At 63.4% G+C, this 23,334-nt stretch carries 19 protein-coding genes and 1 other RNA gene; 11 read left to right on the top strand and 9 right to left on the bottom strand.

Features of this window, described 5'->3' with window-relative positions:
* Positions 1-183: 183 nt before the first annotated feature.
* Positions 184-495 carry a DUF2853 family protein gene (locus NKI31_RS30090; protein WP_023668323.1) on the bottom strand — a complete coding sequence of 104 codons (312 nt, stop codon included), beginning with the start codon at positions 493-495 and terminating at the stop codon, positions 184-186.
* Between the two features lie 168 nt (positions 496-663).
* Between NKI31_RS30090 and ssrA the strand changes: the two genes are divergently transcribed.
* Positions 664-1,022: a transfer-messenger RNA gene (gene ssrA / locus NKI31_RS30085) on the top strand.
* Between the two features lie 212 nt (positions 1,023-1,234).
* Here the strand turns inward: ssrA and NKI31_RS30080 are convergent.
* On the bottom strand, positions 1,235-2,440 hold the full coding sequence (locus tag NKI31_RS30080) for a multidrug effflux MFS transporter (protein WP_352653277.1): 1,206 nt from the start codon (positions 2,438-2,440) through the stop codon (positions 1,235-1,237).
* Between the two features lie 188 nt (positions 2,441-2,628).
* On the opposite strand from NKI31_RS30080, the gene NKI31_RS30075 reads away from it, so the two are divergent.
* The 4 genes from NKI31_RS30075 to NKI31_RS30060 all read left to right on the top strand — a co-directional run bounded on the left by NKI31_RS30075 (position 2,629) and on the right by NKI31_RS30060 (position 4,430).
* On the top strand, positions 2,629-3,294 hold the full coding sequence (locus tag NKI31_RS30075; protein ID WP_352515146.1) for a TetR/AcrR family transcriptional regulator: 666 nt from the start codon (positions 2,629-2,631) through the stop codon (positions 3,292-3,294).
* A gap of 148 nt (positions 3,295-3,442) precedes the next feature.
* Positions 3,443-3,982, top strand: coding sequence for an SspB family protein (locus tag NKI31_RS30070; RefSeq protein ID WP_023741675.1), 540 nt, complete (start codon positions 3,443-3,445; stop codon positions 3,980-3,982).
* Positions 3,983-4,000: 18 nt separating this feature from the next.
* The gene (locus NKI31_RS30065) at positions 4,001-4,195 is read left to right on the top strand and encodes a DUF4169 family protein (protein WP_023699586.1); all 195 of its coding nucleotides are present in this window, start codon (positions 4,001-4,003) and stop codon (positions 4,193-4,195) included.
* Positions 4,196-4,208: 13 nt separating this feature from the next.
* Positions 4,209-4,430, top strand: a complete 222-nt coding sequence (locus tag NKI31_RS30060; RefSeq protein WP_352515147.1) for a ribbon-helix-helix domain-containing protein — start codon at positions 4,209-4,211, stop codon at positions 4,428-4,430.
* Positions 4,431-4,436: 6 nt separating this feature from the next.
* Here NKI31_RS30060 and NKI31_RS30055 read toward each other — a convergent pair whose 3' ends face one another.
* The 3 genes from NKI31_RS30055 to NKI31_RS30045 all read right to left on the bottom strand — a co-directional run bounded on the left by NKI31_RS30055 (position 4,437) and on the right by NKI31_RS30045 (position 10,438).
* The gene (locus tag NKI31_RS30055) at positions 4,437-8,375 is read right to left on the bottom strand and encodes an AsmA family protein (protein WP_352653276.1); all 3,939 of its coding nucleotides are present in this window, start codon (positions 8,373-8,375) and stop codon (positions 4,437-4,439) included.
* 153 nt (positions 8,376-8,528) lie between these two features.
* Positions 8,529-9,008, bottom strand: coding sequence for a hypothetical protein (locus NKI31_RS30050; protein WP_023741677.1), 480 nt, complete (start codon positions 9,006-9,008; stop codon positions 8,529-8,531).
* Between the two features lie 20 nt (positions 9,009-9,028).
* A complete protein-coding gene (locus tag NKI31_RS30045) occupies positions 9,029-10,438 on the bottom strand; it encodes an FAD-binding oxidoreductase (protein WP_023741678.1) in 1,410 nt (469 codons plus the stop codon).
* Positions 10,439-10,659: 221 nt separating this feature from the next.
* Here NKI31_RS30045 and NKI31_RS30040 point away from each other — a divergent pair, with 221 nt between their 5' ends.
* The 4 genes from NKI31_RS30040 to NKI31_RS30025 all read left to right on the top strand — a co-directional run bounded on the left by NKI31_RS30040 (position 10,660) and on the right by NKI31_RS30025 (position 13,344).
* The gene (locus NKI31_RS30040) at positions 10,660-11,145 is read left to right on the top strand and encodes a thioesterase family protein (protein WP_023712460.1); all 486 of its coding nucleotides are present in this window, start codon (positions 10,660-10,662) and stop codon (positions 11,143-11,145) included.
* Between the two features lie 146 nt (positions 11,146-11,291).
* Positions 11,292-11,489, top strand: coding sequence for a hypothetical protein (locus NKI31_RS30035; protein WP_013531006.1), 198 nt, complete (start codon positions 11,292-11,294; stop codon positions 11,487-11,489).
* A 260-nt stretch (positions 11,490-11,749) separates the two neighbouring features.
* Positions 11,750-12,898 carry a histidine kinase dimerization/phosphoacceptor domain -containing protein gene (locus NKI31_RS30030; RefSeq protein WP_023699590.1) on the top strand — a complete coding sequence of 383 codons (1,149 nt, stop codon included), beginning with the start codon at positions 11,750-11,752 and terminating at the stop codon, positions 12,896-12,898.
* A complete protein-coding gene (locus tag NKI31_RS30025) occupies positions 12,895-13,344 on the top strand; it encodes a response regulator (protein ID WP_023668313.1) in 450 nt (149 codons plus the stop codon). Before NKI31_RS30030 ends, NKI31_RS30025 begins: the two co-directional genes overlap by 4 nt.
* A gap of 3 nt (positions 13,345-13,347) precedes the next feature.
* Here the strand turns inward: NKI31_RS30025 and NKI31_RS30020 are convergent, their stop codons facing one another.
* Complete coding sequence (locus NKI31_RS30020) at positions 13,348-14,253, bottom strand: dienelactone hydrolase family protein (RefSeq protein WP_352653275.1); 906 nt, start codon at positions 14,251-14,253, stop codon at positions 13,348-13,350.
* Between the two features lie 604 nt (positions 14,254-14,857).
* Positions 14,858-17,197 carry a glucose/quinate/shikimate family membrane-bound PQQ-dependent dehydrogenase gene (locus NKI31_RS30015; protein WP_502899211.1) on the bottom strand — a complete coding sequence of 780 codons (2,340 nt, stop codon included), beginning with the start codon at positions 17,195-17,197 and terminating at the stop codon, positions 14,858-14,860.
* Positions 17,198-17,440: 243 nt separating this feature from the next.
* Here NKI31_RS30015 and NKI31_RS30010 point away from each other — a divergent pair, with 243 nt between their 5' ends.
* Together NKI31_RS30010 and NKI31_RS30005 are read left to right on the top strand one after the other, a co-directional pair.
* A complete protein-coding gene (locus NKI31_RS30010; RefSeq protein WP_023712457.1) occupies positions 17,441-18,274 on the top strand; it encodes a DUF2059 domain-containing protein in 834 nt (277 codons plus the stop codon).
* Between the two features lie 80 nt (positions 18,275-18,354).
* Positions 18,355-21,147: an ATP-dependent helicase gene (locus tag NKI31_RS30005; RefSeq protein WP_352653273.1), complete on the top strand. Its 2,793-nt coding sequence runs from the start codon at positions 18,355-18,357 to the stop codon at positions 21,145-21,147.
* A 318-nt stretch (positions 21,148-21,465) separates the two neighbouring features.
* Here NKI31_RS30005 and NKI31_RS30000 read toward each other — a convergent pair whose 3' ends face one another.
* Entirely contained in the window at positions 21,466-22,506 is a 1,041-nt protein-coding gene (locus NKI31_RS30000; protein WP_023682111.1) for an ABC transporter permease, read from the bottom strand.
* Entirely contained in the window at positions 22,503-23,300 is a 798-nt protein-coding gene (locus tag NKI31_RS29995; RefSeq protein ID WP_023668308.1) for an ATP-binding cassette domain-containing protein, read from the bottom strand. The genes NKI31_RS30000 and NKI31_RS29995 overlap by 4 nt, the downstream gene beginning before the upstream one ends.
* Positions 23,301-23,334 lie beyond the last annotated feature (34 nt).

The raw sequence follows: 23,334 nt of genomic DNA, 5'->3' as shown, positions 1-23,334 counted from the left end.
CGCCGCGCCAACCAATCCGCTTGGCGCTGCGGCGGACGCATAGGGGGAGAGAAGTGTCACCTATGTATCCGGTTCAAAGTGTTACCCATCTATCGACTGGACACCGGCAGGGCAATGAGGGGCGGTGCTGACCTCCGGTGAGGAGCAAAATCAAACGCGCGCTCTGCCTCTCGGCAATAATCTCTACAAAGAGCCGAGCTTGCCCAGATCCTTGGCGACCAGATAGTAGAAAGTCACGCGGCTCTTGGAGCTGTCGGCGGCCAACGCCTTGCAGGTCTTCTCGATCGCTGAGTCGGCTTTCGCCCCGTCGGTCACGCCGAGTTTCTTGGCAACCCAGTTGGTCTTGACGCGCTCCAATTCCTTGGGGTCGGTGCAGGATACCAGCGAGGAATCGCGGTTGCGCAGCGCGATGCCCAGATGTTTCACAATCTTGGCAACCACATCGGCATTTGCGGCGGCGTCGTATTTCTTCACGTCTGCGAGATAATCGGCCATCAAATTTCCCCATGTCGGCGCAACGGGATCCGATCGATGAGGGCTGTGGCGCGCTGCCGCAACTTGTGCGCTCGGTCGGTACTCCTCACCGTCGCAAAGCTTCGGTTGAGACCGCGCGCGAGTCAACCCTCGGCGCCGCAGTTTGGTGCGGCCAAGAAGTGTCATTGCAGCCTTTCATTTTGTGCGCCCGCCCCCTATATTCGTTTTGTCGGCTTGACCGACTATGGCGATAAATGGGCGATGTAATAAGCCGTTCGGACCCGGGGGCGGTACCCGGCGCCTCCACCAAGAACCGCTCTGTGATCAGAGCGGCTGTTGCTGGGGGCGAAATAGGATCGACGAAGGTGTAAAGATCGTACTTTTGCCCGGCATGGTACCACCGTCATCGGGCTAAACCTGTAGTTGCAAATGACAACTATGCGGAAGCACGTCTCGCCGCGTAAGCGGTGCGATAGCTTCAAATCAAGCCCTAGAGGTTCGCACTTCTAGGCGGGGTTCGGAGGTACCTGGCAACAGAAACCTCCACTTCTCCCCTCCTCGATATCGTACGCTCAATGCCGGCTGCTGCTGGCCGGATTTCGCATGACGATGGGCCGCGAAGCCTACACCAAATTGAGCCATGAGCTGGTGCAATTTGCCGCTGGCGTCGGTCGAAGGCCGTGGTTCTGGCCGGGGCCGGATTACCCCAGACGTGAAAAAGGCCGGGATGACCCGGCCTTTCCGGTCGATTGCGGTCAGCTTACTCGGCCGGCGCTTCAACGGCTTCGCGCGAGCGGCCAAGCGTCAGTTTGGCCAGCGTGAACGAGATCACGGCGCAGAGCGTGATGCCGGCCACCATGGGCAGCGGGGTGCCGTCGAAGAAGATGCCGGCGACGCCCATCGCCAGCGCACCGATGGCGAAGTGCAGCGTGCCCATCAGCGCCGAGGCCGTGCCGGCGATCTCGCCATGCTCTTCCATGGCCAGCACCGACGTCGTCGGGATGACCAGGCCAAGGAAGCCGTAGCCGACGAACAGCAGTGCCGCCATAACATCGAGCCGGTCGACGCCGGTCGCCATGACTGCGAACAGCACAACCATCGTCGTGGCATAGCCGGTTACCGCCACCCAGACGACGCGCTTCAGCCCGAAGCGCTCCGACAGCATCCCCGTCAGTTGCGACATGCCGATGAAGGCCACCGCATTGATCGAGAAGAACACGCTGTAGACGGAAGGCGACAGCCCGTAATGGTCGATCAGGATGAAGGACGAACTCGAGAGGTAGACGAAGAAGCTGGCGATGCCGAAGCCGGCGATCGCCACCAGGCCGAGGAAATTGCGGTCACCCATGAGGAAGCGATAGCCGGCGAGTGCGGTTCCGAAGGAGGAACCGACGCGGTCTTCCGCCGGCCGCGTCTCCTTCAGCGAGGTCGCCAGCAGAATGGTGGCCAGCAGGGCCGCGCCCGTCACCGTCCAGAACACGGCGCGCCAGCCGAAATTCTCGATGATCTGGCTGCCGGTCAGCGGCGCCAGGATCGGCGACACCGAAAACACCAGCATCAGCAGCGACATCAGCTTGGCGGCTTCGGTGCCGGTGTGCAGGTCGCGCACGATGGCGCGCGGCACCGCCATGCCGGCGCTGGCGCCCAGTCCCTGCAGGAAGCGGAAGGCGATCAGCCATTCGATGGTCGGGCTTATGGCCGAACCGATACCGCCGACCATGAACAGCGCAAGGCCGCCGTAAAGCGGCAGCTTGCGGCCGACCATGTCGGAGATCGGTCCGACGACGATCTGGCCGAAGCCCATCGACAGGAAGAAGATCAAAAGGCTCATCTGAACGGCGGCGGTGCCGGCATGCAGATCTTCGCCGATCGAAGGCAACGCCGGCAGATACATGTCGATGGCGAAGGGGCCGATAGCGGACAACAGGCCGAGCACGACCGCGATGCGGAGGAATTTGGGACTCATGATAAAGGCTTCTTTCAAGTCTGGTTGGCGCCGCCAACGCGACGACTAACCCTAGGACGTTCCATCCCGTTGAAATCCGACGGCTCAGAGCGAGATTATTCGTCTCTACGGAGCGAATTCCCCATTTATTGTGTCCACAAATTTAGACAGCCTTGTCTAATTCGTCAATCACCTCTATATAGTTTTCTATGAAGCTTGCCGTTTCTCCTGACATTTTCCCGCCACGCGGCCACGAGGCCAAGCGTATGTCGATTATCGATGCGGCGGCTTCGGTATTTTGCCGGGAAGGCTTTGCCGGCGCGAATATCGACCTGATCGCGGTGGAGGCCGGCGTGTCGCGCCAGACCATCTACAATCACCACCGCGACAAGGAAAAGCTCTTCATGGCTGTGGTGCGGGATCTGACGGAGCGCTGCAATACCGGCATCTTCGCCACGTTCGCCTCTTTCCCAGACCAGCCGAAGGATCTGGAAGCCGACCTGATCGGCTTTGCCGTGCGCATGAATCAGAACTGCATCTGCAACCGCGACGGACGCTTCCTGCGCAAGCTGATCCAGACCGAAGGCGAGCGCTATCCCGAGCTCTTCGCCGAATGGCGCGACCAGGGGCCGGGCCGGACCTGGCCGGCACTTGCCGCCCGTTTTGCCCGCCTCGCCCATGCCGGCCATCTCGCGGTCGACGATCCCGATGTCGCCGCACGCCAGTTCCTGGCCTTGGCAAACGCCGAACTACAGACCACCTTCATGCTCGGCGGCATGCCGTCGGAAGATGAAGTGCTGCAATCCGCGACCCACGGCGTGCGCACATTCCTGCGCGCCTTCGGCAAGCGCAGATCAGCGGCAGCGGTGGAATAACAGCTGGCCAGCGCCTGAACGCCAAAGCAGGCGATCAAATCGTCCGTTACGGGCTTCGCTTCGGCGCATCAGCGATCTATATCCGGTTTACGCCGCGCTCAAGCTTGATTACAGCTATGCGGACGATTCAACGGAACCCGACCAGCACATGGCCGACGACCACATCCGCTACGACATTCTCGCCCAGGAGGCGTTGCGCGGCGTCATGCGCAAGGTCCTGGCCGAAGTCGCGCGCACCGGCCTTCCCGGCAATCATCATTTCTTCATCACATTCCTGACCGGCGCGCCGGGCGTGCGGGTGTCCTCCAGGCTGCGCGAGCGCTATCCCGAACAGATGACCATCGTCATCCAGTTCCAGTATTGGGACCTCAAGGTGACCGATACCGGCTTCGAGGTCGGGCTGTCCTTCTCCGACGTGCCGGAGAAGCTGGAAATCCCGTTCTCGGCCGTACGCGGCTTCTACGACCCATCGGTCAATTTCGAACTCGAATTCGACGTCAAGACCGACGTCCCGGCGGAAGACGATGCAGCCGCCCAGCCGGCTGCCGAGCCCTTGGCTATCGTCTCCGAGAAAAAGCCGAAGGCCGAGAAGAAGGCAGCTACCACTGAGGCGGAGAAAAAGCCCGCCGTGGCCGATGCCGGCAAGGGCGCCGACGTCGTGTCGCTCGACGCCTTCCGCAAGAAGTAGCGGGACGGACGGCGCGACATGGGCGAAATCGTCAACCTTCGCCAGGTCCGCAAGCAGAAGGCGCGCACCGAAAAGGAAAAGCTCGCCGGCGAGAACCGCGCTCTGCACGGCCGTTCCAAAGCCGAAAGAACTCGTGACCGGCTGACATTGGACAAGGCCGAAAAATTCGTCGCCGGCCACCGCCGCGAACGCCCGGAAGACCAGGGCGATTGATGGACCGCCTGCGGTGAGCCCGGTCGAAAAACGCTCCGTGACCATCCGCGGCCATCGCACCAGCTATTCCCTCGAAAAACCCTTTTATGACGATCTCGTCAGCATCGCCGCCGCGCGCAAGCTGACGCTTGCTGCCCTGGTCGCGGAGATCGATGAGACAAGACCGCGCGATGCGAACCTGTCCTCGGCGCTCAGGCTGCATGTGCTGGACTGGGCCAAGCGCGGCGCGGTCTGAATGGTTTTAATTGCCCAGCGACTTCAGCAGATTGTCGACGGAGAACGGATTTGTCCTGGGCTTCGGCGGCGCCGGGGCCGAACCGTCACTGACACCGGGAAGTGAGCGGTCGACCTTCGGCGCCTGCTCCTGAGCCTTGCGCTCGGCCTCCAGCCTGGCTTTTTCCTGCGAAGCGATCCGAGCCTGTTCGGCCTTCTTCCGTTCGTCCTCGGCCTTGGCGGCGTCTTCGGCAGCCTGCTCTTCCGCCTGGGCTTTCGCGTCCGCATCTGCCTTGGCCTTTGCGTCAGCCTCTGCCTGCGCTTTCGCATCGGCATCGGCCTTTGCTTTGGCATCCGCCTTGGCCTTGGCATCCGCTTCGGCCTGTGCCTTCGCATCGGCCTGCACTTTCGCCTTGGCGTCGGCCTCGGCTTTGAGCCGTGCCGCTTCCTCCTGCTTGCGCAATTCCTTGGCGGCGTTGTCGCGCTCGGTCTGCAGGGCGGCGTAATAGCGCACCTCGCGCCGCAGCCGCTGCTTCTCGAGCAGTGCGGCCTGCATCGCCTCGACCCGCTGCTGCTCCTTTTCCAGCGCGCGCTGGGTCAAAAATTGCGCCAGCGGCTCGCTGTCGAACTGCTTTTTCAGCGCCCCGAACGGCCCATCGACGCTGAAATTGACCGTCGGATCGGAGCCGACCAGCGCCTCGTCGCCAGGCTTGTAGGTGACCGCGCCCTTGGTGGTGACGGTGCCGGTGTTGAGGTCGGCCGTGATGTCGGCAGACAGCGTCGCCACCTGGTTTTCGAATTTGATCGGTGGTGCCCGCAACGTGCCGCCGGCGACCGTGAAGGCGATGTCGGCATCGCCGGCAGCAAAGCTGCCCTCGCCAGCGATCTCAGGTGCAAAGCCCGCGGTCTTTGCTGTGTCGATGTCGCGCCCGATCGCATCGGCCTTGGCAATCAACGCGCCGAAGGCATCGGGATTGACGCCGGCAATGGTGAGGCCTTTCAGCGCCGCCGTGCCCGAGCCGGAGAGTGCGGCAATCATCGCGTCGACCGATTTGCCGCTGGTCGACAGCCCTGTCGAGAAATCGCCGTTGCCACTCAATCCGGCAGCCGGCAGCACAGTCGCCAGGTCAGCGCCGGCAAGCCTCATCTGGCCGGAGAACAGCCCCGTGCCGTCTGTGTTCTTCAACTCGAACAATCCGGTGAGCGCGCCGCCGAGCAGTTTTGCCTTCAGGTCCGAAACGCGGATGCCTTCCTGGTCCAGTTTCAATGACAGCGACGCATCATAGGCTGTCGCCAGCGGTCCGGCGGCAAGCGTCGCCGTCGTCAGATCGAGATCGGCGCTGAACGGCAGGCTGGATTTCTGGCTGAATGGCGCCGTCGGCCAGTTCGCGTTGCTGCTGAGGAACGACTGGTCACCGAACAGCGCAACCGCAATCGGGTCGAGGTCCAGTTCGTCGAGCGCCAGCGCACCGGCAAAATGCGGCAGCCCCTGCTTCGCATCGATGTTGACGTCGCCCGAAATCTCCGACTCGTTGATGGATCCGCTGAGACCGCTCAACACCAGCAGGCCGTTGCCGAAATCGGCATCCGCGCTGAGCGAGGTCGAGGTGCCCGTGCCCATGCCCGGCAGGCCGGCGCCGGTCGTCATGAGCCACGGCTCTATGTCGGAGGCGTCGAGGCCGATCTTGCCCTTGGCGGTGGCGCCTTGCGGCGTCTGAGCAACGGTGCCGTCGAACGTCGCCTTGAAGTCATCGGCGGCGAAATTGAAGCTCGTCGCCAGGCCGCCGCCGAGCGTGCCTTTGGCCGAAATATCGGTGCTTGCCTGGCCGAGCATGCCGAGCGGCAGCGCCGGCAGGCCGTAGAGCGCCAGCAGCACGGTGGCGTCGGGATTTTTGGCGTTGAAGGTCAGCGTCACCGGCGCGTCGAGCAACTGGCCGACGGCACCCTTGCCCGACAGCGACGCCGAAAAGGCCGAACCGCCGGCCTTGCCTTGTCCGCTCACCGCCAGCCCGGTCGTGCCGTCGCCATTGTCGGCGGCGCTCGCCACCAGATCGACGCGCGCGTCCTGGAACAGTTCAGGATAGGCGGCCGTGCGGCCAGCCAGTCCCTTCAGCATCAGATTGTCGGGATAGTGTTGCGCGGCAATGTCGATCAGCGGCTTCAGATCGACGGCGACCACCGAGGCATCGAGCTTGCCGGTCGGGCTTGCCGGAAAATCCTTGATCCGGCCGGTGGCGCTGATCGAGGCGCCGGCAAGGCCGCCAATCGACAGCCGGTCGATTTCGAGCAGCCCGTCGCGGAGCCGGAGCGCGGTATCGACCGTGTCGGCGGTGAGCCCGCCGGCATTGACCGGCCCTGCCTTGATCTGAAAATCGAGGTCACGGTCGGAAAAGCGGTTGGCGCCCTTGTCGCTGACGAAGATCGAGGCGAAGGCCGTCAGCCCGTCGACATCGAGTTCGCCGCCCTCGAGCCGCATCAGCACCGAGGACTTGGCGTCGTCGGGCTGGTTGGAATCGATGCGGCCGGTGAACTTCGACTTGCCGAGGATCAGTTCGAGATCGCTGAACGCCTGGCGCTTCTCCGACAGGTCCACCTTGGCCTTGAAGCCGGCGGCCGGCAGCCGGCGGATCGCCTCGTCGACATCTTTCGACAACCAGGCAGCAAAGCCGGAAGGCTGCGCCACCGCCAGCAGCATGGAGCCGCTGAAACGGAAATGATCTTCGACGCTGAGCATGCCGCTGGCTTCCAGCGTCGTGCGCCCGGGCAAGGTCGCGGCCAGCGATTTCACCGACCAGCCGCCCTCGACCGGCTCGGCCGAGAGATGCACGTCGCGCACCGTGGTGTCGCCAGCCACCACCGCCGGCAGCTTGACCTCGACAGTGCCGGGGATGCTCGGCTTCGGCAGGACGAGCAGCGCCTGCTCGATTCCGGCAATGCGCTGGTCCAGCGTCAGGCCGGCGCCCTTCTCAGCGCCCACCGCCTCGTCCAGTTGCACCTGCGCGCCATTGGCCTCGATGGCGAAGTTCGGCCTAAGGCCGAGATCGACCGAAGCCTTGCCGTCGGCTGTGTAGGGATTGTCGAGCGGCCCGGTCTCGAAGCGGAATTCGTCGACGCCAAGCTTCTGGTGGTCGAGCGAGAACTTGCCGTTCAGCCTGAACCCCGGATCGGGTTTGCCGGCTCTGATTTTGACGCTCTCGCCATCGCCGCCGCGCAGTTCGGCGCTGTTTTTGTCGTTGCCGGAAATCTTGAACTGGCCGGAATAGACGGCAGCCCCATTGACGATGCCGGCATTGCCGTCGGTTTCGATGACCAGTGGATAGGCATCGGGATCGACCTTGAGCCTCAGCCGCATCTGGCCGCTGCCTTCGGCCTTGCCGGTCGAAGCCGCAACCGTCGAACGCAGTCCGTCGAGCAGCAACGTTCCGTCCATGCGCCACGGCCCGGCCAGCGACTTGGCAGAGATGGTCGAATTGATCTCGGAAATCAGATGGCTGCGCCCGCCTGCGGCATGGCGGAGCGCAATTTCTCCCTCCGTCACCGTCAGCTTCTCGATCGAGATCTGGTTGAGATCGAAGGGCGAGGACGGCCGTATCGCCCAGTCGACCGTGCCGTTATCGGCGATGTCGATCGTCGCCTTCGGATGCACCAGCCGCATGTCGAAAATCAGCACTTCGCCGCGCAGGAACGGCGCCAGTTCCGCGTCCATCGAAAAGGTCTCGACGGTCATTGCCGGCTGGCCGCCGGGGCCGCCGGCGACCGTGACGTTTGAGAAGGTCACCGAGGGGAACGGCAACAGCCGCGCCGTGGCGTCGCCTTGCACCGTCACCTTGCGGCCGAGAATGGCGCTCGCCTCGCGCTCGAATTGGGCGCGGTACCCGGTCCAGTCGACAAAATACGGCACCACCAGCGCCGCAACCAGCACCAGCACAAACAAGCCACCGAAGATCACGAACAGGCGTGCGAGCATCAGCTCCGAACGGGTTGATTGAAAGTCAGCCGCACTCTACCCGCATCAGCGTGTCGATAAAGAGGCAATTCATCCAGAGTTGCTTGATCTCTGTATCTGGACGAGCAGAGATTTCGGACGCCTGTGACTGCGTGCCGGCCGACATGCAACAGACTAATCCGCCACCGCCCGTCGGCGATATTCGTTCAGCAGCACCACCATCTCCTCGGGCGACAATGTCCAGCCCTGCGGTAATGCGGCTTCGGCGCCGAGGCTTTTGGTCACGCTGCCCATGACGGAGCTTTTCTTGACCCCCGGTGCGAAATTGTACCCGATCATATTGCCGATTCTGCGCCGGCGATGGACGACGAAGAAGCTTTCGATATCCTTCCAGGGGACCAGCTTGGGCGATCGAACAAGGCCTCCGCCGAGACTGAAACCTTGTCCGTTCAGCACCAGAATCTGCGGCCGCACAAGCTGCCAGGCAAACACCAACGCGACCAGCCCGAAAAAGGCCACGCACCACCAAAGGCCGGCGGTGTCGCCGTCCTCGGAGACATAAATCAGGAAAGCGCAGGCCAGGACAAAGAAGAGGCTGGCCGACAGCAATAACAGTGTCTTGCCAAGCGATGCCCTTATAATCAGGGTATCCATTGCCGCTCCTCACATTTCGGCTATGCAGGTAATATCTTGCCTGGGTTCATGATGTCTTGCGGGTCGAGCGCTTTTTTTATGGAGCGCATGATGTCGACACCATGGCCGAGCTCATGGCGCAGGAAGCCGATCTTGCCCTGGCCGATGCCGTGTTCGCCGGTGCAGGTGCCGTCCATGGCGATCGCCCGCATGTTCAGCCGCGAGACGAATTTCTCCGCCAGCGCGATCTCTTTGGGGTCGTTGACATCCATCAGCACCAGCACATGGAAATTGCCGTCGCCGGCATGGCCGACGATCGGCGCAACCAGGCCCATCTCGGCAATGTCGGCCTCGGTTTCGGCAACGCATTCGGCCAGCCGCGAGATCGGCACGCAGACATCGGTCGACAGGCCCTTGGTGCCCGGCCGCAGCGTCAGCGACGCCCAATAAGCATCGTGCCTGGCCTTCCAGAGTTTCGTGCGCTCCTCGGCGACGCTCGTCCACAGGAATGGCCCGCCGCCATTGTCTTCAGCAATGGCACCGAAGGTTTCGGCCTGTTCGGCGACACCGGCATCGCTGCCGTGGAACTCGACGAACAGGCACGGGCTCTCGGGGTAATCGAGCTTCGAGTAATTCTTCATCGCCCGCATCTGCAGTCCATTCACCAGTTCGATGCGCGCCACCGGAATGCCCATCTGGATGGTCGCGATGACCGCGTTGCAGGCCGCCTCGAGGTTTGGAAACGGGCAGACGCCGCCGGAGATCGCCTGCGGAATGCCTTGCAGCTTCAAGGTCAGCGAGGTGATGATGCCGAGCGTGCCTTCCGAGCCGACCAGAAGCCGCGTCAGATCGTAGCCGGCCGAACTCTTTTTCGCCCGCTTGCCGGTCGTCACCGTCTCGCCATCGGCCATGACGGCCGTCAGCGACAGCACGTTCTCGCGCATCGTGCCGTAGCGCACCGCATTGGTGCCGGATGCCCGCGTCGCCGCCATGCCGCCGAGCGAAGCATTGGCGCCGGGATCGATGGGGAAGAACAGGCCGGTATCGCGCAGGTGCCGATTCAAATCCTCGCGCGTTACGCCAGGCTCGACCGTGCAGTCGAGATCCTCGGGGTTGACCGACAGGATGCGGTTCATGCGCGAGGTGTCGACCGAGATGCCGCCACCCGGCGCATTGGTATGGCCTTCGAGCGACGAGCCGACGCCGAAGGCGATGACCGGCACGCGGTGCGCGGCGCAGGCACGTACGATCTCCTGCACCTCTTCTGTCGTCTCCGGGAACGCGACACCGTCAGGCGCCTGCGCCGGAATATAGGTGGTGGTATGCGCATGCTGCGAGCGGATCGCCGCGCCTGTCTGGAAGCGTTCGCCGAGCTGCTGTTTGAGGATGCCGAGCACCGCCGCAATGCCTTCCTCGTTGCGTTCGACCGGATTGAGGTCGCTCAGAGCCATGAATTCCTCCGCGAATGGACCAGCGTCCATGCTTGTTATGCGATTATGGATGCACATGACGCAATTCCAGGGAAAGTGTGAAGCGGTTTTCCGTCCGGGATTGCGTCAACAAAAAACTAGAGCGGTTCGCCGTTTCCGCGAGACGGTGAACCGCTCTAGTCTCACGGGCCGCAGCCTGTCCAGCACTGAACTCGGTCCAGCACCAGAACAAGGAAGTTTCCATGCCCATCCCTGCCCCCTTCGTTTCCAAACCGATGGACATCGAGAAGGATTGGATCGACTACAACGGCCATCTCAACATGGCCTATTACAACGTGTTGTTCGACCGCTGCTCGGATGAGGCGTTCGAGGCGATGGGCATGGGGCTGGACTATGTCAAAGAGCGGCGCCTGACCATCTACACGGCCGAAGTCCATGTTTGCTATGTCCAGGAACTGCACCTCGAACACAAGGTCGTCGTATCCTTCCAGCTGATCGATCACGACGACAAGCGGCTGCGGGCCTACCAGGAAATCCGCCATGTCGATGGCTGGCTCGCCGCCACTTCCGAAACCCTGTCGCTGCATGTCGACATGTCCGGGCCGAAAGTCGCGCCCTTCCCCGCCGACGTGCAGGCCAAGGTGGAAGCGATGCGCGCCGCCCACTCTGCACTGCCGATGCCCGAACGCGCCGGCCGTTCGATCGGTATTCGCCGCAGGACCGCTTGAAGCGCTGCTGCGCCCGCGTTAACCTTACCAAGGTTTTAACGTGAACAAGCCATTTGAGCCATTGAACGACTCAGCGGACCGTTTGAGAACGGTGCCATGCGAGTTGCGATGCGGGCGGCGGGCAACAGGCGGTTCGAGGAACGTGGATGAAAACCGACATCAAGGTCGAGGTGGACAGGCTGGCTGCCGATCCGCGCATCACCGACTATGATTTCTGGCGCTCGTTGAAGAACGTCAACAACGAGATCTTCCATATCGCCAACAACAACGAGCCTATCCCCTTCGACATGATCCGCTGGCGCGCCATCCTGAAGCAGGCGCGCATGAAGCGTGGCCACGCCTGATGTTTCCGCTGTTCTGAGAAAGCCGCCACCGGCGAGCGCCGCCACGGACCATTGCGACCTGATCATTTCCAAAGGTCGGCGCCAGCCCTGCTTTCAGCGAATCGGCTACATCCGACAACCTTCAAAAACCGTTCATTTCGACAGTTTGCGCAACCGGCGATTCGGTTTCGCAAACGGCTGCCTGCGACAAGAAGATCAAGATTGAACCAATTCCACGTCTAAGCCGTTGTGACCCCTGAAAAACGGCTTGGAGTGAAAGCATGGACTGGAAAAGGACCAGGGAACCGGCCGACGCATGGCACATGACGGACAATCTGCATGCCGAGCACGGCAAGGGCGATCCGTTCGCGGCTGCCATCCGCGCCACCCGCATGTCGATGGTCATCACCGATCCCCGTCAGGCGGACAATCCAATCGTCTTTGCCAATGACGCGTTCCTGCGCCTGACCGGCTACGAGCGCGACGAGGTCATGGGCAAGAACTGCCGCTTCCTGCAGGGGCCAGAGACAGACAAGGCAGCTGTGGCTAGCGTGCGCGACGCGATAGCAGCGGGAACCGATATCGCCATCGATCTGTTGAACTACCGCAAGGACGGCTCGACGTTCTGGAATGCGCTCTACATCAGCCCGGTTTCCAACGACAAAGGCGAACTCCTGTTCTTCTTTGCCTCACAGCTCGATGTCTCCGATCGCAAGCGCTCCGAGGATCGCATCACCGCCGACAAGAACCGCTTTGAAAAGGCTGTCAAGGAACGCACGCGCGAGCTTGAGGCCGCCCTTGAGGCGCAGACCACGCTGCTGCACGAGGTCGACCATCGGGTGAAAAACAACCTGCAGATGATCTCCTCGCTGATCATCATGCAAAGCCGGGCAATCAAGGATGAAGCGACGAAGCGATCCCTGACCACCATGCTGGAGCGCATCGAGGCGCTGAGCACTGTGCATCGCCGTCTCTACCAGTCAAAGGATGTCAGCCGCTTCGATGTCTCGGATTTCGCCAGGGATCTGGTCACCGACCTGCTGACCGCATCGGGGCGCGCCGAGATCAAGCCGGCGCTGGACCTCGAACCCATCGTCATTCCGGCCGAAAAAGCCACGCCTGTTGCCTTGATGGTCAATGAGCTTGTCACCAACGCGCTGAAGCACGCCTTCAAGGAAAAGCCGGACGGCACCACCGCGGGGCGCATCGGCATCAAGATGAGCCAGCCCGACGGCCACTTCAACATCGAGGTTTCCGATGACGGCGTCGGCATGGCCGAGGCCAGTGGCGATGCTTCCTTCGGCATGCGGCTGATCAAGTCGCTTGCCCGGCAGTTGCATGCCGACATCGAATGGCGCGACGCCGGCCCGGGCACAAAGGTCGTCATCTCGATGCCGAACGAACCGCAGCAGAAAGGGAAGCTGTCATGAACGAACCGCTCAAGGTCCTGATCGTCGAGGACGAGGCGTTGCTGGCGATGGAACTGGAAAGCCTCGTCGAGGAAGCCGGCCACAGCGTTGTGGGTTGGGCGACATCCTTGGCCGAAGCAAGAGGTATGATTGATACCGCCGATGCCGATATTGCCTTTGTCGATATCCACCTCGCCGACGGACCAACCGGGGTCGAGGTTGCCGAGCATATCCGCGAGGGTAACCGTTCCATGGTGGTGTTCATGACCGCCAATCCAAAACGCATCCCCGACCATTTCGCCGGCGCGATCGGCGTCATCGCCAAGCCCTACACGATGAACGGACTGGTGTCGGCGTTGCGCTATCTGCAGGAGGGCGTGCGGCGCCCGCCCCCGGTCTCGGTGCTGCCGGCCGGTTTTACGCTGTCGCCGGCCTATGAAAGCGTATGGGCGTCGTCGGCGGCCTGAAGCTTACGCCAGCTTCTCCTTGAGGAAAGCGATCGTCCTGCCCCAGGCGAGATCGGCTGCCTTCTTGTCATAGCGCGCGGCCGAGGTGTCGTTGTTGAAGGCATGGTTGACGCCGTCATAGACATAGACCGTGTATTCGACATGGGCGGCGTCGAGCGCTTTCTTGTAGGCATCGATGCCGGCGTCGATGCGCTCGTCTAGGCCGGCATAGTGCAGCAACAGCGCCGCCTTGATCTTCGCCACATCCTCGGCCTTCGGCTGCATGCCGTAATAGGCGACGCCGGCGGCGAGATCGGGCGCGTTGACCGCCAGATTGTTGACCGTGCCGCCGCCCCAGCAGAAGCCGACAGCACCGACCTTGCCGTTGCCGTCCTTCTCGCCCTTGAGATAGGCGATGGTCGCCAGGCCATCGGCGGTGACCTGGCTGGCGTCGAGCTTGGTGAACATGTCGCGCGCCTTGTCTTCGTCAGCGGGCGTGCCGCCGAGCGGCGACAGGAAATCCGGCGCCAGCGCCACGAACCCTTCCAGCGCAACGCGCCGCGCAACATCCTTGATATGCGGGTTGAGCCCCCTGTTCTCATGCACCACGATGACGGTGCCGAGCTTGCCGGACTGGTCCGCCGTCCTGACCAGATAGCCCTTCATCTCACCGCTGCTGCCGGAATAGGTGATATCTTCAGCCTTCACGCGCGGATCGTTGTCGGCGACGATTGCCGCCTGCGCCGAATTCGCCGCAAGCAGCGGCGCGATCGCGGCCGCCGCCGCGCCCGATCCGGCAAGCCTGGTCAGCTGTTCCATGAAGCGGCGGCGGTCGAGCGTCAGATGCGTGTATTCGTCATAGGCATCGATCATCGCCTGGGTGATGGCAGGTTTGGCAGGTTTGACGGCTTCGGCGGTGGGTTTCGTCATGGCGTGCTCCTCGTTAGGAGATGATCTCACGGTCACTCCGGGATGACTCGCGGATCAAGATAGGGTGCAAGCTCGCACGGTCCAGTCTCGGATGGGTGACGCTTGCGCCATCGAACGATGCGGCCGCCCCGCCGAACGCGCCCATCACATTTTGGTCATTTCAGAGAATGTCGATGGTGCCGCCACAATATGGAAGGAAGCTGATGATGGTCTCGCTCGTAGCGGCGAGCCCGACGAGAAGGAACAACGCCATGACCTTGTCTACTCCGATCCTTGCAAGCGCGCTCGTGCTTGCTGTTGCTGCCTTGCTGGCAATGCGCTCCGCTGCTGCCGCAGCCGCCGCTCGGATGGTGAAGGTCCGCGTCGACCGGCGTCGGCCGGCACCACGCTGATCCAGCAGGCCGAAACAGGGCCGCAGCTAACCAATGAAGTACTGGGCTCCGTGCCCAGCCTCAAAGGCCATCTCTTACGCAAGCTGACCAAGGCTGCTGCTGCCCTCATCGCCCTGCCGGGCACTTCTCCCCGTATAGATGCCGGCAGGCAGATGAGGGGCGGCGCGACAGAATATCTGCCGGGCCGATCACTTACCTAAGTCACATCGCTGCTACTTCGGCAGCGTATAGGCCATCACATAGTCGCCGGGCTTGGTGCCGACCGAGCCATGGCCGCCGGCGACGATGACCACGAACTGGCAGCCGTCGGCGACGGTGTAGGTCATCGGCGTCGACTGCCCACCGGCCGGCAGCCTGGCCTGCCAAAGCTGCTTGCCCGATGTCAGGTCATAGGCGCGCAGATAGTCGTCGACCGCCGCGCCCAGGAAGACGACGCCGCCGGCGGTGATCATCGGCCCGCCAATGCCGGGAACACCGACCTTCAGCGGCAAGGGCAACGGCGTCATGTCGTAGACGGTGCCGTTGCGGTGCTTGTAGGCGATCTTGCCGGTTCTGAGGTCCGCTCCCGCCACATAGCCCCATGGCGGCGCCTGGCAGGGCACGCCGAGCGGCGACAGGAACGGCCCCATCACCACCGCATAGGGTGCGCCCTCATTGCGGTTCAGCCCCTGCTCGCTGCCGCGCCCCTCATCCGGCGGCGGCACCTGGTCGCGCGGAATGAGCTGCGATTTGAACGCCAGATAGGTCGGCATGCCGAACATCACCTGCCGCACCGGATCGACGGCGACGCCGCCCCAGTTGAATGTGCCGAAATTACCGGGATAGACCAGCGACCCCTGCACCGATGGCGGGGTGTAGCGGCCCTCGTAGCGCAGGCCCTGGAATTCGATCCGGCAGGCCAGCTGGTCGAACATGGTGATGCCCCACATGTCGGCGCCGGTCAGCGGCCTCGGATTGAAGGAGAGATCCGAGACCGGCTGCGTCGGCGACGTGTGATCGCCCTCGACAGCGCCGCCCGGCGCCGGCACTTCCTTGATCGGGATGATCGGCTCGCCGCTGCGCCGGTCGAGCACGTAGAGGTCGCCCTGCTTGGTCGGTCCAACCAGGCCCGGAACGACGCCGGCAGCGGTGGTGATGTCGACCAGGGTCGGCTGTGCCGGCACATCCATGTCCCAGAGGTCGTGATGCACGGTCTGCCGCACCCAGCGCACTTGTCCGGTGGCCAGATCGAGCGCGGTGATCGAGGAGGAAAACTTCTCGACATTGGCGCTGCGGCCCATCCCGAGCTGGTCCGGCGTCTGGTTGCCGAGCGGCACATAGAGCAGGCCGAGCTTCTCGTCGGCGCTTGCCGTCGACCACATGTTGGGCGAGTTGTGGGTGTAGGTCTGGCCTGCCGCCAGCGGCGTTGTCTGGTCCGGATTGCCGGAATCCCAGTTCCACACCAGGGCGCCGGTGTCGACGTCGAAGGCCCGGATGACGCCGGACGGCTCTTGCGTCGAATAATTGTCGTTGACCGCGCCGCCGATGATGATCTTGCCGCCCGCAATCAGCGGCGCCGAGGTCGAGTAATAATAGCCCGACTTCGGATACGGCATGTTGGTCAACAAATTGAGCGTGCCGGCTTCGGCGAAGGACGGGCAGACCTGGCCGTTGGCGGCGTCGAGCGCGATCAGCCGCGCATCCGAGGTCGGCAGATAGACGCGCGTCGCGCAAGGCTGGCCGGCGGCGATCTTGGCATCGGCATAATAGGACACGCCGCGGCAGGTCTGGTGCTGGCGGTCCTTGTCGAGCTTGATCTTGGGATCGAAACGCCATTTCTCCTTGCCGGTGGCGGCATCGATGGCGATGGCGAAATTGTGCGGCGTGCAGATATAGAGCGCATCGCCCACCTTCAGCGGCGTCACCTGGTAGGTGGTTTCGCCGACATCGTCCGGCCCTTTCACGTCGCCGGTCTGGTAGATCCAGGCCGGCTGCAATTTGGCGACATTGTCGGGCGTGATCTGGTCGAGCGGCGAATAGCGCTGGCCAAATTGCGTACGGCCGTAGAAATGCCATTCGCCCGGAGGCACATTGCCGCCGAGATCGGCAGTCGGCGTCACCTTGTCGGCGCTGAGGTCGCCGGCGATGTCCTTGGGATCGGCCGTCATCGAATAACCGGCGACGGCGAGCGATGCGAGCACGGCCAGAATGAGCGGCGCGCGCGCGTCGGGGCCGATCAGGCCCCGCCTTGCCCAAGGCGTCAGCAGCCACAGCGCCAGAAGCACGATGATGCCGCCGCGCGGTCCGAGTTCCCACCAGTCGAAGCCGATTTCCCACACCGCCCAGGCCAGCGTGCCGAGCACGATCGCCGCGTAGAGCCAGAGCGCCGTCGATTTGCGCCGGAAGAGCAGCCATGCGGCGATGAGGAAGGCGAGACCGGTGACGACATAGTACCAGCTGCCGCCCAGCATCGCGAGCCAGACGCCGCCGCCGCCAAGTGCGAGGCCGATGAGGAACAGGATGAGGGAGGTGATGACGACAGCCAAGACGATACTCCTTCGACTGATGCGCATTCCGCGGCGCGGCCATGGGCAAAGGTATGCCAATCCTGCCCCCGGCGGTACAACCTTCTCCCGCCCGCCGTGCCTGTCAAGCCGCCGGGGAGCGATCCATGGCGAAACCAAACGGCCATGCCGCAGGCTCCGCGCACAGGGCGTTTTTTTCGAGGCCACACGCCCAGGTGGCAATCCCGCCTTGCCGGCATCCGGGTTTTCCAGCAGTCTGCTTTCGACCAACCATCAGGAGCAACCAGAGTGATGTCATTCGCCTCGCCTCTGACGCGAGTAGTCCTTGTCCTCTGTAGCTTCGTCGCGCTCACGGCCGGCACAGTGGCCGCGCCGGCACAGACGCTGAGCGAGATCAACAAGGCAAACGGCTTTCACGAGATGCTGATGGGCATCGGTCCCGGCATCGCCGCAGCCACGAAATCCATACCCGAACCGTTACCGGCAAATTTCCAGGACGCCTTGTCGGTCGCGCTGGAAGGCGCCTTCGACGCAGTCAAAATGGAGACTGCCATCGAATCGCGGATGGCGGACAGGCTGTCGGCCACCGATCTGTCCGACCTCGCAGCGTTTTACGCTTCCCCGTTGGGCAAGCACGTCACCGCTTTGGAAATTCAGTCGTCTGGCCCGGAAGGCAGGCAAAGCAAGAAGACAGAGGGCAAGCAAATCCTCGCCGAGCTTCCGACCAAGGATCCAGCCCGGCTCGAATTGTACCGCAAGATCATCGACGATATCAGCGCTGTCGACACCGGCGAGGCGATAGCGCTGAACATGAGCTACGCGATGGTTACGGGGATGCTGGGCGCAGCCGGAAAGCCTCTGTCGGACGAACAGATCATGGCGCTGGTGCGTCAGCAATCCGTGAAAATTCGCCAGAACATCGAACAGAATGCCATGCAGGGTAGCGCTTATACGTACCGGGATCTCCCGCTCGGCGATCTCAGACTGTACTCGACATTCCTGGCGTCACCCGCGGGCAGCCGCTATTACGACCAGATGCTGACGGCCTTTGGCATGGTGATGACAGAGGAAGCGCGCTCGTTCGGACATCGATTGTTCGTCGCGCTCGGTTACCGAAAGGCCTGAGCCGCAGTATCGGGCACTTTAGCAGAACAAAACGTAGACACTTCTGGTCTTTCGCTCCCGAATCACTACATTCGGGGGAGATGTCCGGCTTTGCGGAAGAAATGCCCTTTTTCGACGAACCCAATGCGCGGCCCGCGGCCCCGTCGGGCATAGCCGCGCGCGCCATGGCGGCCCGCAGCGGACCCAACAGCGCACCCGATTATCTCAACGGCCTCAACCCCGAGCAGCGGCTGGCGGTGGAAACCACCGAAGGCCCGGTCCTGGTGCTGGCCGGCGCCGGCACCGGCAAGACCCGCGTGCTGACCACCCGCATCGCCCATATCCTGGCCACCGGCAGGGCTTTCCCCTCGCAGATCCTGGCGGTGACCTTCACCAACAAGGCCGCGCGCGAGATGAAGCAGCGCATCGGCCATCTCGTCGGCGAAGCCGTCGAGGGCATGCCGTGGCTCGGCACCTTCCACTCCATCGGCGTCAAGCTCTTGCGCCGCCACGCCGAGCTGGCCGGGCTCAAATCCGATTTCACCATCCTCGACACCGACGACGTCGTACGGCTGATCAAGCAGCTGATCCAGGCCGAAGGCCTCGACGACAAGCGCTGGCCGGCCAAGCAGTTCGCGCAGATGATCGACGGCTGGAAGAACAAGGGCCAAGGCCCGGCCGACATTGCCGAGGGCGATGCCCGCAGCTTCGCCAACGGCAAGGGCCGGGAACTATACAAGGCCTATCAGGAGCGGCTGAAGACGCTGAACGCCTGCGACTTCGGCGATCTGCTCTGCCACCCGATCCGCATCTTCCGCGCCAATCCGGACGTGCTGAAGGACTACCACAAGCGCTTCAAATACATCCTCGTCGACGAGTACCAGGACACCAACACCGCGCAATACATGTGGCTGCGGCTGCTGGCGCAAAGACCTACCTCCCCCTCGATCGGGTGGTCCGGCCCCCCTTCCCCGCCGGGGGGGGGGGGGGGCGCCCGCGGCGCGGCCTCGCACCCCCCCCCCCGCGTCCGCGGCGACCCTCCCCATCCAGGGGAGGGTAAAGCGCGCTCGGCCGAAGGCCGCAAGCCCGACCAGGCGCCCGAGCCGTTGCGAGGCGACTCCCGCGACGCCGAAGGCGCGCAAAAAAGAGGGGGCGGAGGGCCTGCGCCGGCAGGCGCGGAACGGCCCGTGAGCGAAAACAAAGTCAACATCTGCTGCGTCGGCGACGACGACCAGTCCATCTATGGCTGGCGTGGCGCCGAGGTCGACAACATCCTGCGCTTCGACAAGGATTTCCCGGGCGCCACCATCATCCGGCTGGAACGCAACTACCGCTCGACGGCGCACATCCTCGGCACCGCCTCGCACCTCATCGCCCACAATGAGGGCCGCTTCGGCAAGACGCTGTTCACCGAGAAGGTCGCCGAGGACGACGAGAAGGTGCATGTCCACGCCGCCTGGGATTCCGAGGAGGAGGCGCGCGCCGTCGGCGAGACCATCGAGACCTACCAGCGTGCCAAGCACAAGCTCAATGATATGGCCATCCTGGTCCGCGCCTCCTTCCAGATGCGCGAATTCGAGGATCGCTTCGTCACGCTCGGCCTCAACTACCGCGTCATCGGCGGCCCGCGCTTCTATGAGCGCATGGAAATCCGCGATGCACTGGCCTTCTTCCGCGTCGTCGCGCAGGGCGCCGACGACCTCGCCTTCGAGCGCATCGTCAATGTCCCCAAGCGCGGCCTGGGTGAAGCCACCATCCGCCAGATCCACGACACGGCGCGGAGCTTGCGCATCCCGATGCTGGAGGCAGCCGCCAAGCTCGCAGAAAGCGACGAGCTGAAGCCCAAGCCCCGCGCGGCCTTGCGCGAAGTGGCGGCCAATTTCGAGCGCTGGCAGAAGGCGCTGGAAACCACGCCGCACACCGAACTCGCCGAGACCATTCTGGAGGAGAGCGGCTACACCGACATGTGGAAGAACGACCGCTCGGTCGAGGCGCCGGGCCGGCTGGAAAACCTGAAAGAGCTTATCCGCTCCATGGAGGAGTATGAATCGCTGCGCTCCTTCCTCGAACATGTCGCCCTGGTCATGGACGCCGAGCAGAACGCCGAGCTTGACGCCGTCAACATCATGACGCTGCATTCGGCCAAGGGCCTCGAATTCGAGACCGTGTTCCTCCCCGGCTGGGAGGAAGGCCTGTTCCCGCACCAACGCGCGCTGGACGAAGGCGGCCGCTCCGGCCTGGAGGAAGAGCGCCGTCTCGCCTATGTCGGCCTGACCCGGGCCAAGAAGAACCTGCATCTGTGGTTCGTCTCCAACCGCCGCATCCACGGCCTGTGGCAGTCGACCATCCCGTCGCGCTTTCTGGACGAACTGCCGGAAGCCCATGTCGAGGTCGCCGAAAGCGGCAACTCCTATGGCGGCTACGGCAATTCCTATGGCGGCGGTTCGTTCGCGTCGGGCCGTGGCGGCCAGGGCGCAGGGCGGCAGAACCCCTACGGCGCCTCGCGCTTCGACAATGTCGGCGCGGAAAAATCCGGCGCCTTCTCCAACACCTATGCGACGCCCGGCTGGCAGCGCGCGCAGGCCAACCGCACCGAGGCGACCGACCGCAACTGGGGCTCGCGCTCCGGCCACCAGGTCGAGCGCATCGGCTATGGCGAGACCGACTCCGGCTACGGCGCCGGCCGAACCAGCGTCAAAGGCCGCACCATTGACGGCGAACTGGTCGCCAAATCCGTCGCCGACACGCCGTCGCCCTTCAGCGTCGGCGACCGCGTCTTCCACCAGAAATTCGGCAACGGCAACATCTCCAACATCGAAGGCAACAAGCTGACCATCGACTTCGACAAGGCCGGCCAGAAACGCGTGCTGGACGGGTTTGTGGCGGCGGTGTGAGCGCCCGCTTGTCCTGTTGTCCTACAAGCGACCACATTGTTGTAGTCTGGCGGAGCCCTCCCCGCCTCGTCATCCACGGGCGGAGCAAGGAGCGTAGCGACGCAGCGTAGACCCGAGGATCCATCCCGCGTCTTCAACGCGTTGCCACGGTGCGGAATCCTGCGCAGCTGCACGCCAAGGTCGCGGAATGGATTCCAGGGTCTACGCGACGGAGCTTCGCTCCTGCTCCGCCTTAGAATGACGAAGCGACGGGCGTCTGCCCAGTCGTCGGGGCATGCGGTCCGCAACATGAGCGTCCCCGTCAATTTAGCCCGCCCCTCACCTGTACCGCGCCTGGTTCCACTTGTGCCCCAGCAGCGACAGGATGATGATCAGCCCGTTGAAGAACTGGACGTAGAAGCCGCTCAGGCCCGCCGCCACGACGCCGGTCTGGATGAACGACACGGTGACCGCGCCGATCGCTCCACCGGCAACCGTACCGATGCCGCCCCAGGTCGGCGTGCCGCCGACGAACACCGAAGCCAGCACCGGCAAGAGATAGCCGTCGCCCGCGGTCGGCCACCAGGTGAAGTTGATCATCACCGAAAACGTGCCGGCGATCGCGGCCCCGATGCCGGTGAAGATGAACACTTTCACCCGCACACGCTTGACGTCGATGCCCATTTGCTGGGCGCTGTCGGGGTTGTCGCCGACGACCCTCACCTGCGCGCCGAAGCGGTGCCGGTTGTAGAGCATTGCCGAAAAAATGACGAAGGCGAGTGCCCATAAGACCTGTACCGGAAAACCCCACACCTGACCGGAGAAGATGGTGTACGCCCAGCTGTCGCTGAGACCGGTCAATGCCGTCGATCTGCCCTCGTTGATGATCTGGATCAGTCCCCGCAGCAGGAAATTCATGCCGAGGGTGGCGATCAGCGACGACAGCCCGCCATAAACGACCAGGGATCCGACGAGAAAGCCGAGCAGCGTGCCGGTGAGAATCGCCGCTGCGATGCCGAGAAACGGATCGTAGCCGGCCTGCACCACCAGCGCGAACACCCAGGAGGCAAAGCCCATGGTTGCGGGAAACGACAGGTCGATCTCGCCGCAAGTGACGACGAAGACCAGCGGCACCACCACGAACAGGGCAACCGGCAGCGTGGTCAGCACGGATCTGTAGAGATACCAGGTGGTGAACACGGTCGGGTTGGCGATCAGGAACGCCGCCATCATGATGATGAACACGGCGAGCGTGCCGAGCGCTGCGCGGTTGTCGATGACGAAACCGCGCAGCCAATGGTCGGACGGGTGCTTCCACTCAGGCCGGGCCGCCTTGCCGCCGAGCGGGCTCTGCAGATCGGGTTCCATGGTCTTGCTCATCGTGCTGCCCTCTCCGCGTCGCCGGCCTCGTGCAGCCCCGGCAATCCTCCGGGATGCGCAACGTCTTCCATGAAATTGATCAGCTCTTCGGCCGACTTGACCTCGGTGCGATCGGCGGTCAGCGCCACCTTGCCGCGGTCAATCACCACGAAGCGGTCGGCGATGTCGAAGACATGGTGGATGTTGTGGCCGATGAACAGGATCGAACGGCCGCTCGCCCGCACCTGGCGCACGAAATGGAAGACCTTGGCGGTCTCGGTCAGCGACAGCGCCGTCGTCGGCTCGTCAAGGATGATCAGCTCGGCCTGCTTGTAGATGGCGCGCGCGATCGCCACGCCCTGGCGCTCGCCGCCCGAGAGCTGGCCGACGATCGAGTGCGGCGTGAACACCTTCGAGGTGAAGCCGATCTCGCGCATCAGCCGGCTCGCCTCCTCTATCTCTTTATTGACCTTCAGAAAGCCCATGAAGCCGGTGAGTTCGCGGCCCATGAAGATGTTGCGCACAATGGTCTGCTGCACGGCCAGCGCCCGATCCTGGAAGACCGTCTCGATGCCGGCGTCGCGCGAGCGTGCCGCACTCCAGCCGGTCACCGGCTTGCCGCGCACCAGGATCTCGCCGCTGGTCGGCTTGACGACGCCGGACAGGATCTTGATCAGCGTCGATTTGCCGGCGCCATTGTCGCCGATCAGGCCAACCACCTCGCCGCGGTCGACCGAGAGATTGACCCCGCCCAGCGCATAGACCTGGCCATAGGATTTGCTGATGTCGCGCAGTTCGATGATGCGTTCGGCCATGGCGATCCTCGCTCCTGTGGTATCATCCCGGCCT

It is taken from the genome of Mesorhizobium sp. M0659 (assembly GCF_040320605.1).
GTDB lineage: Bacteria > Pseudomonadota > Alphaproteobacteria > Rhizobiales > Rhizobiaceae > Mesorhizobium.
This window is presented reverse-complemented; position numbering and strand designations above follow the sequence as displayed.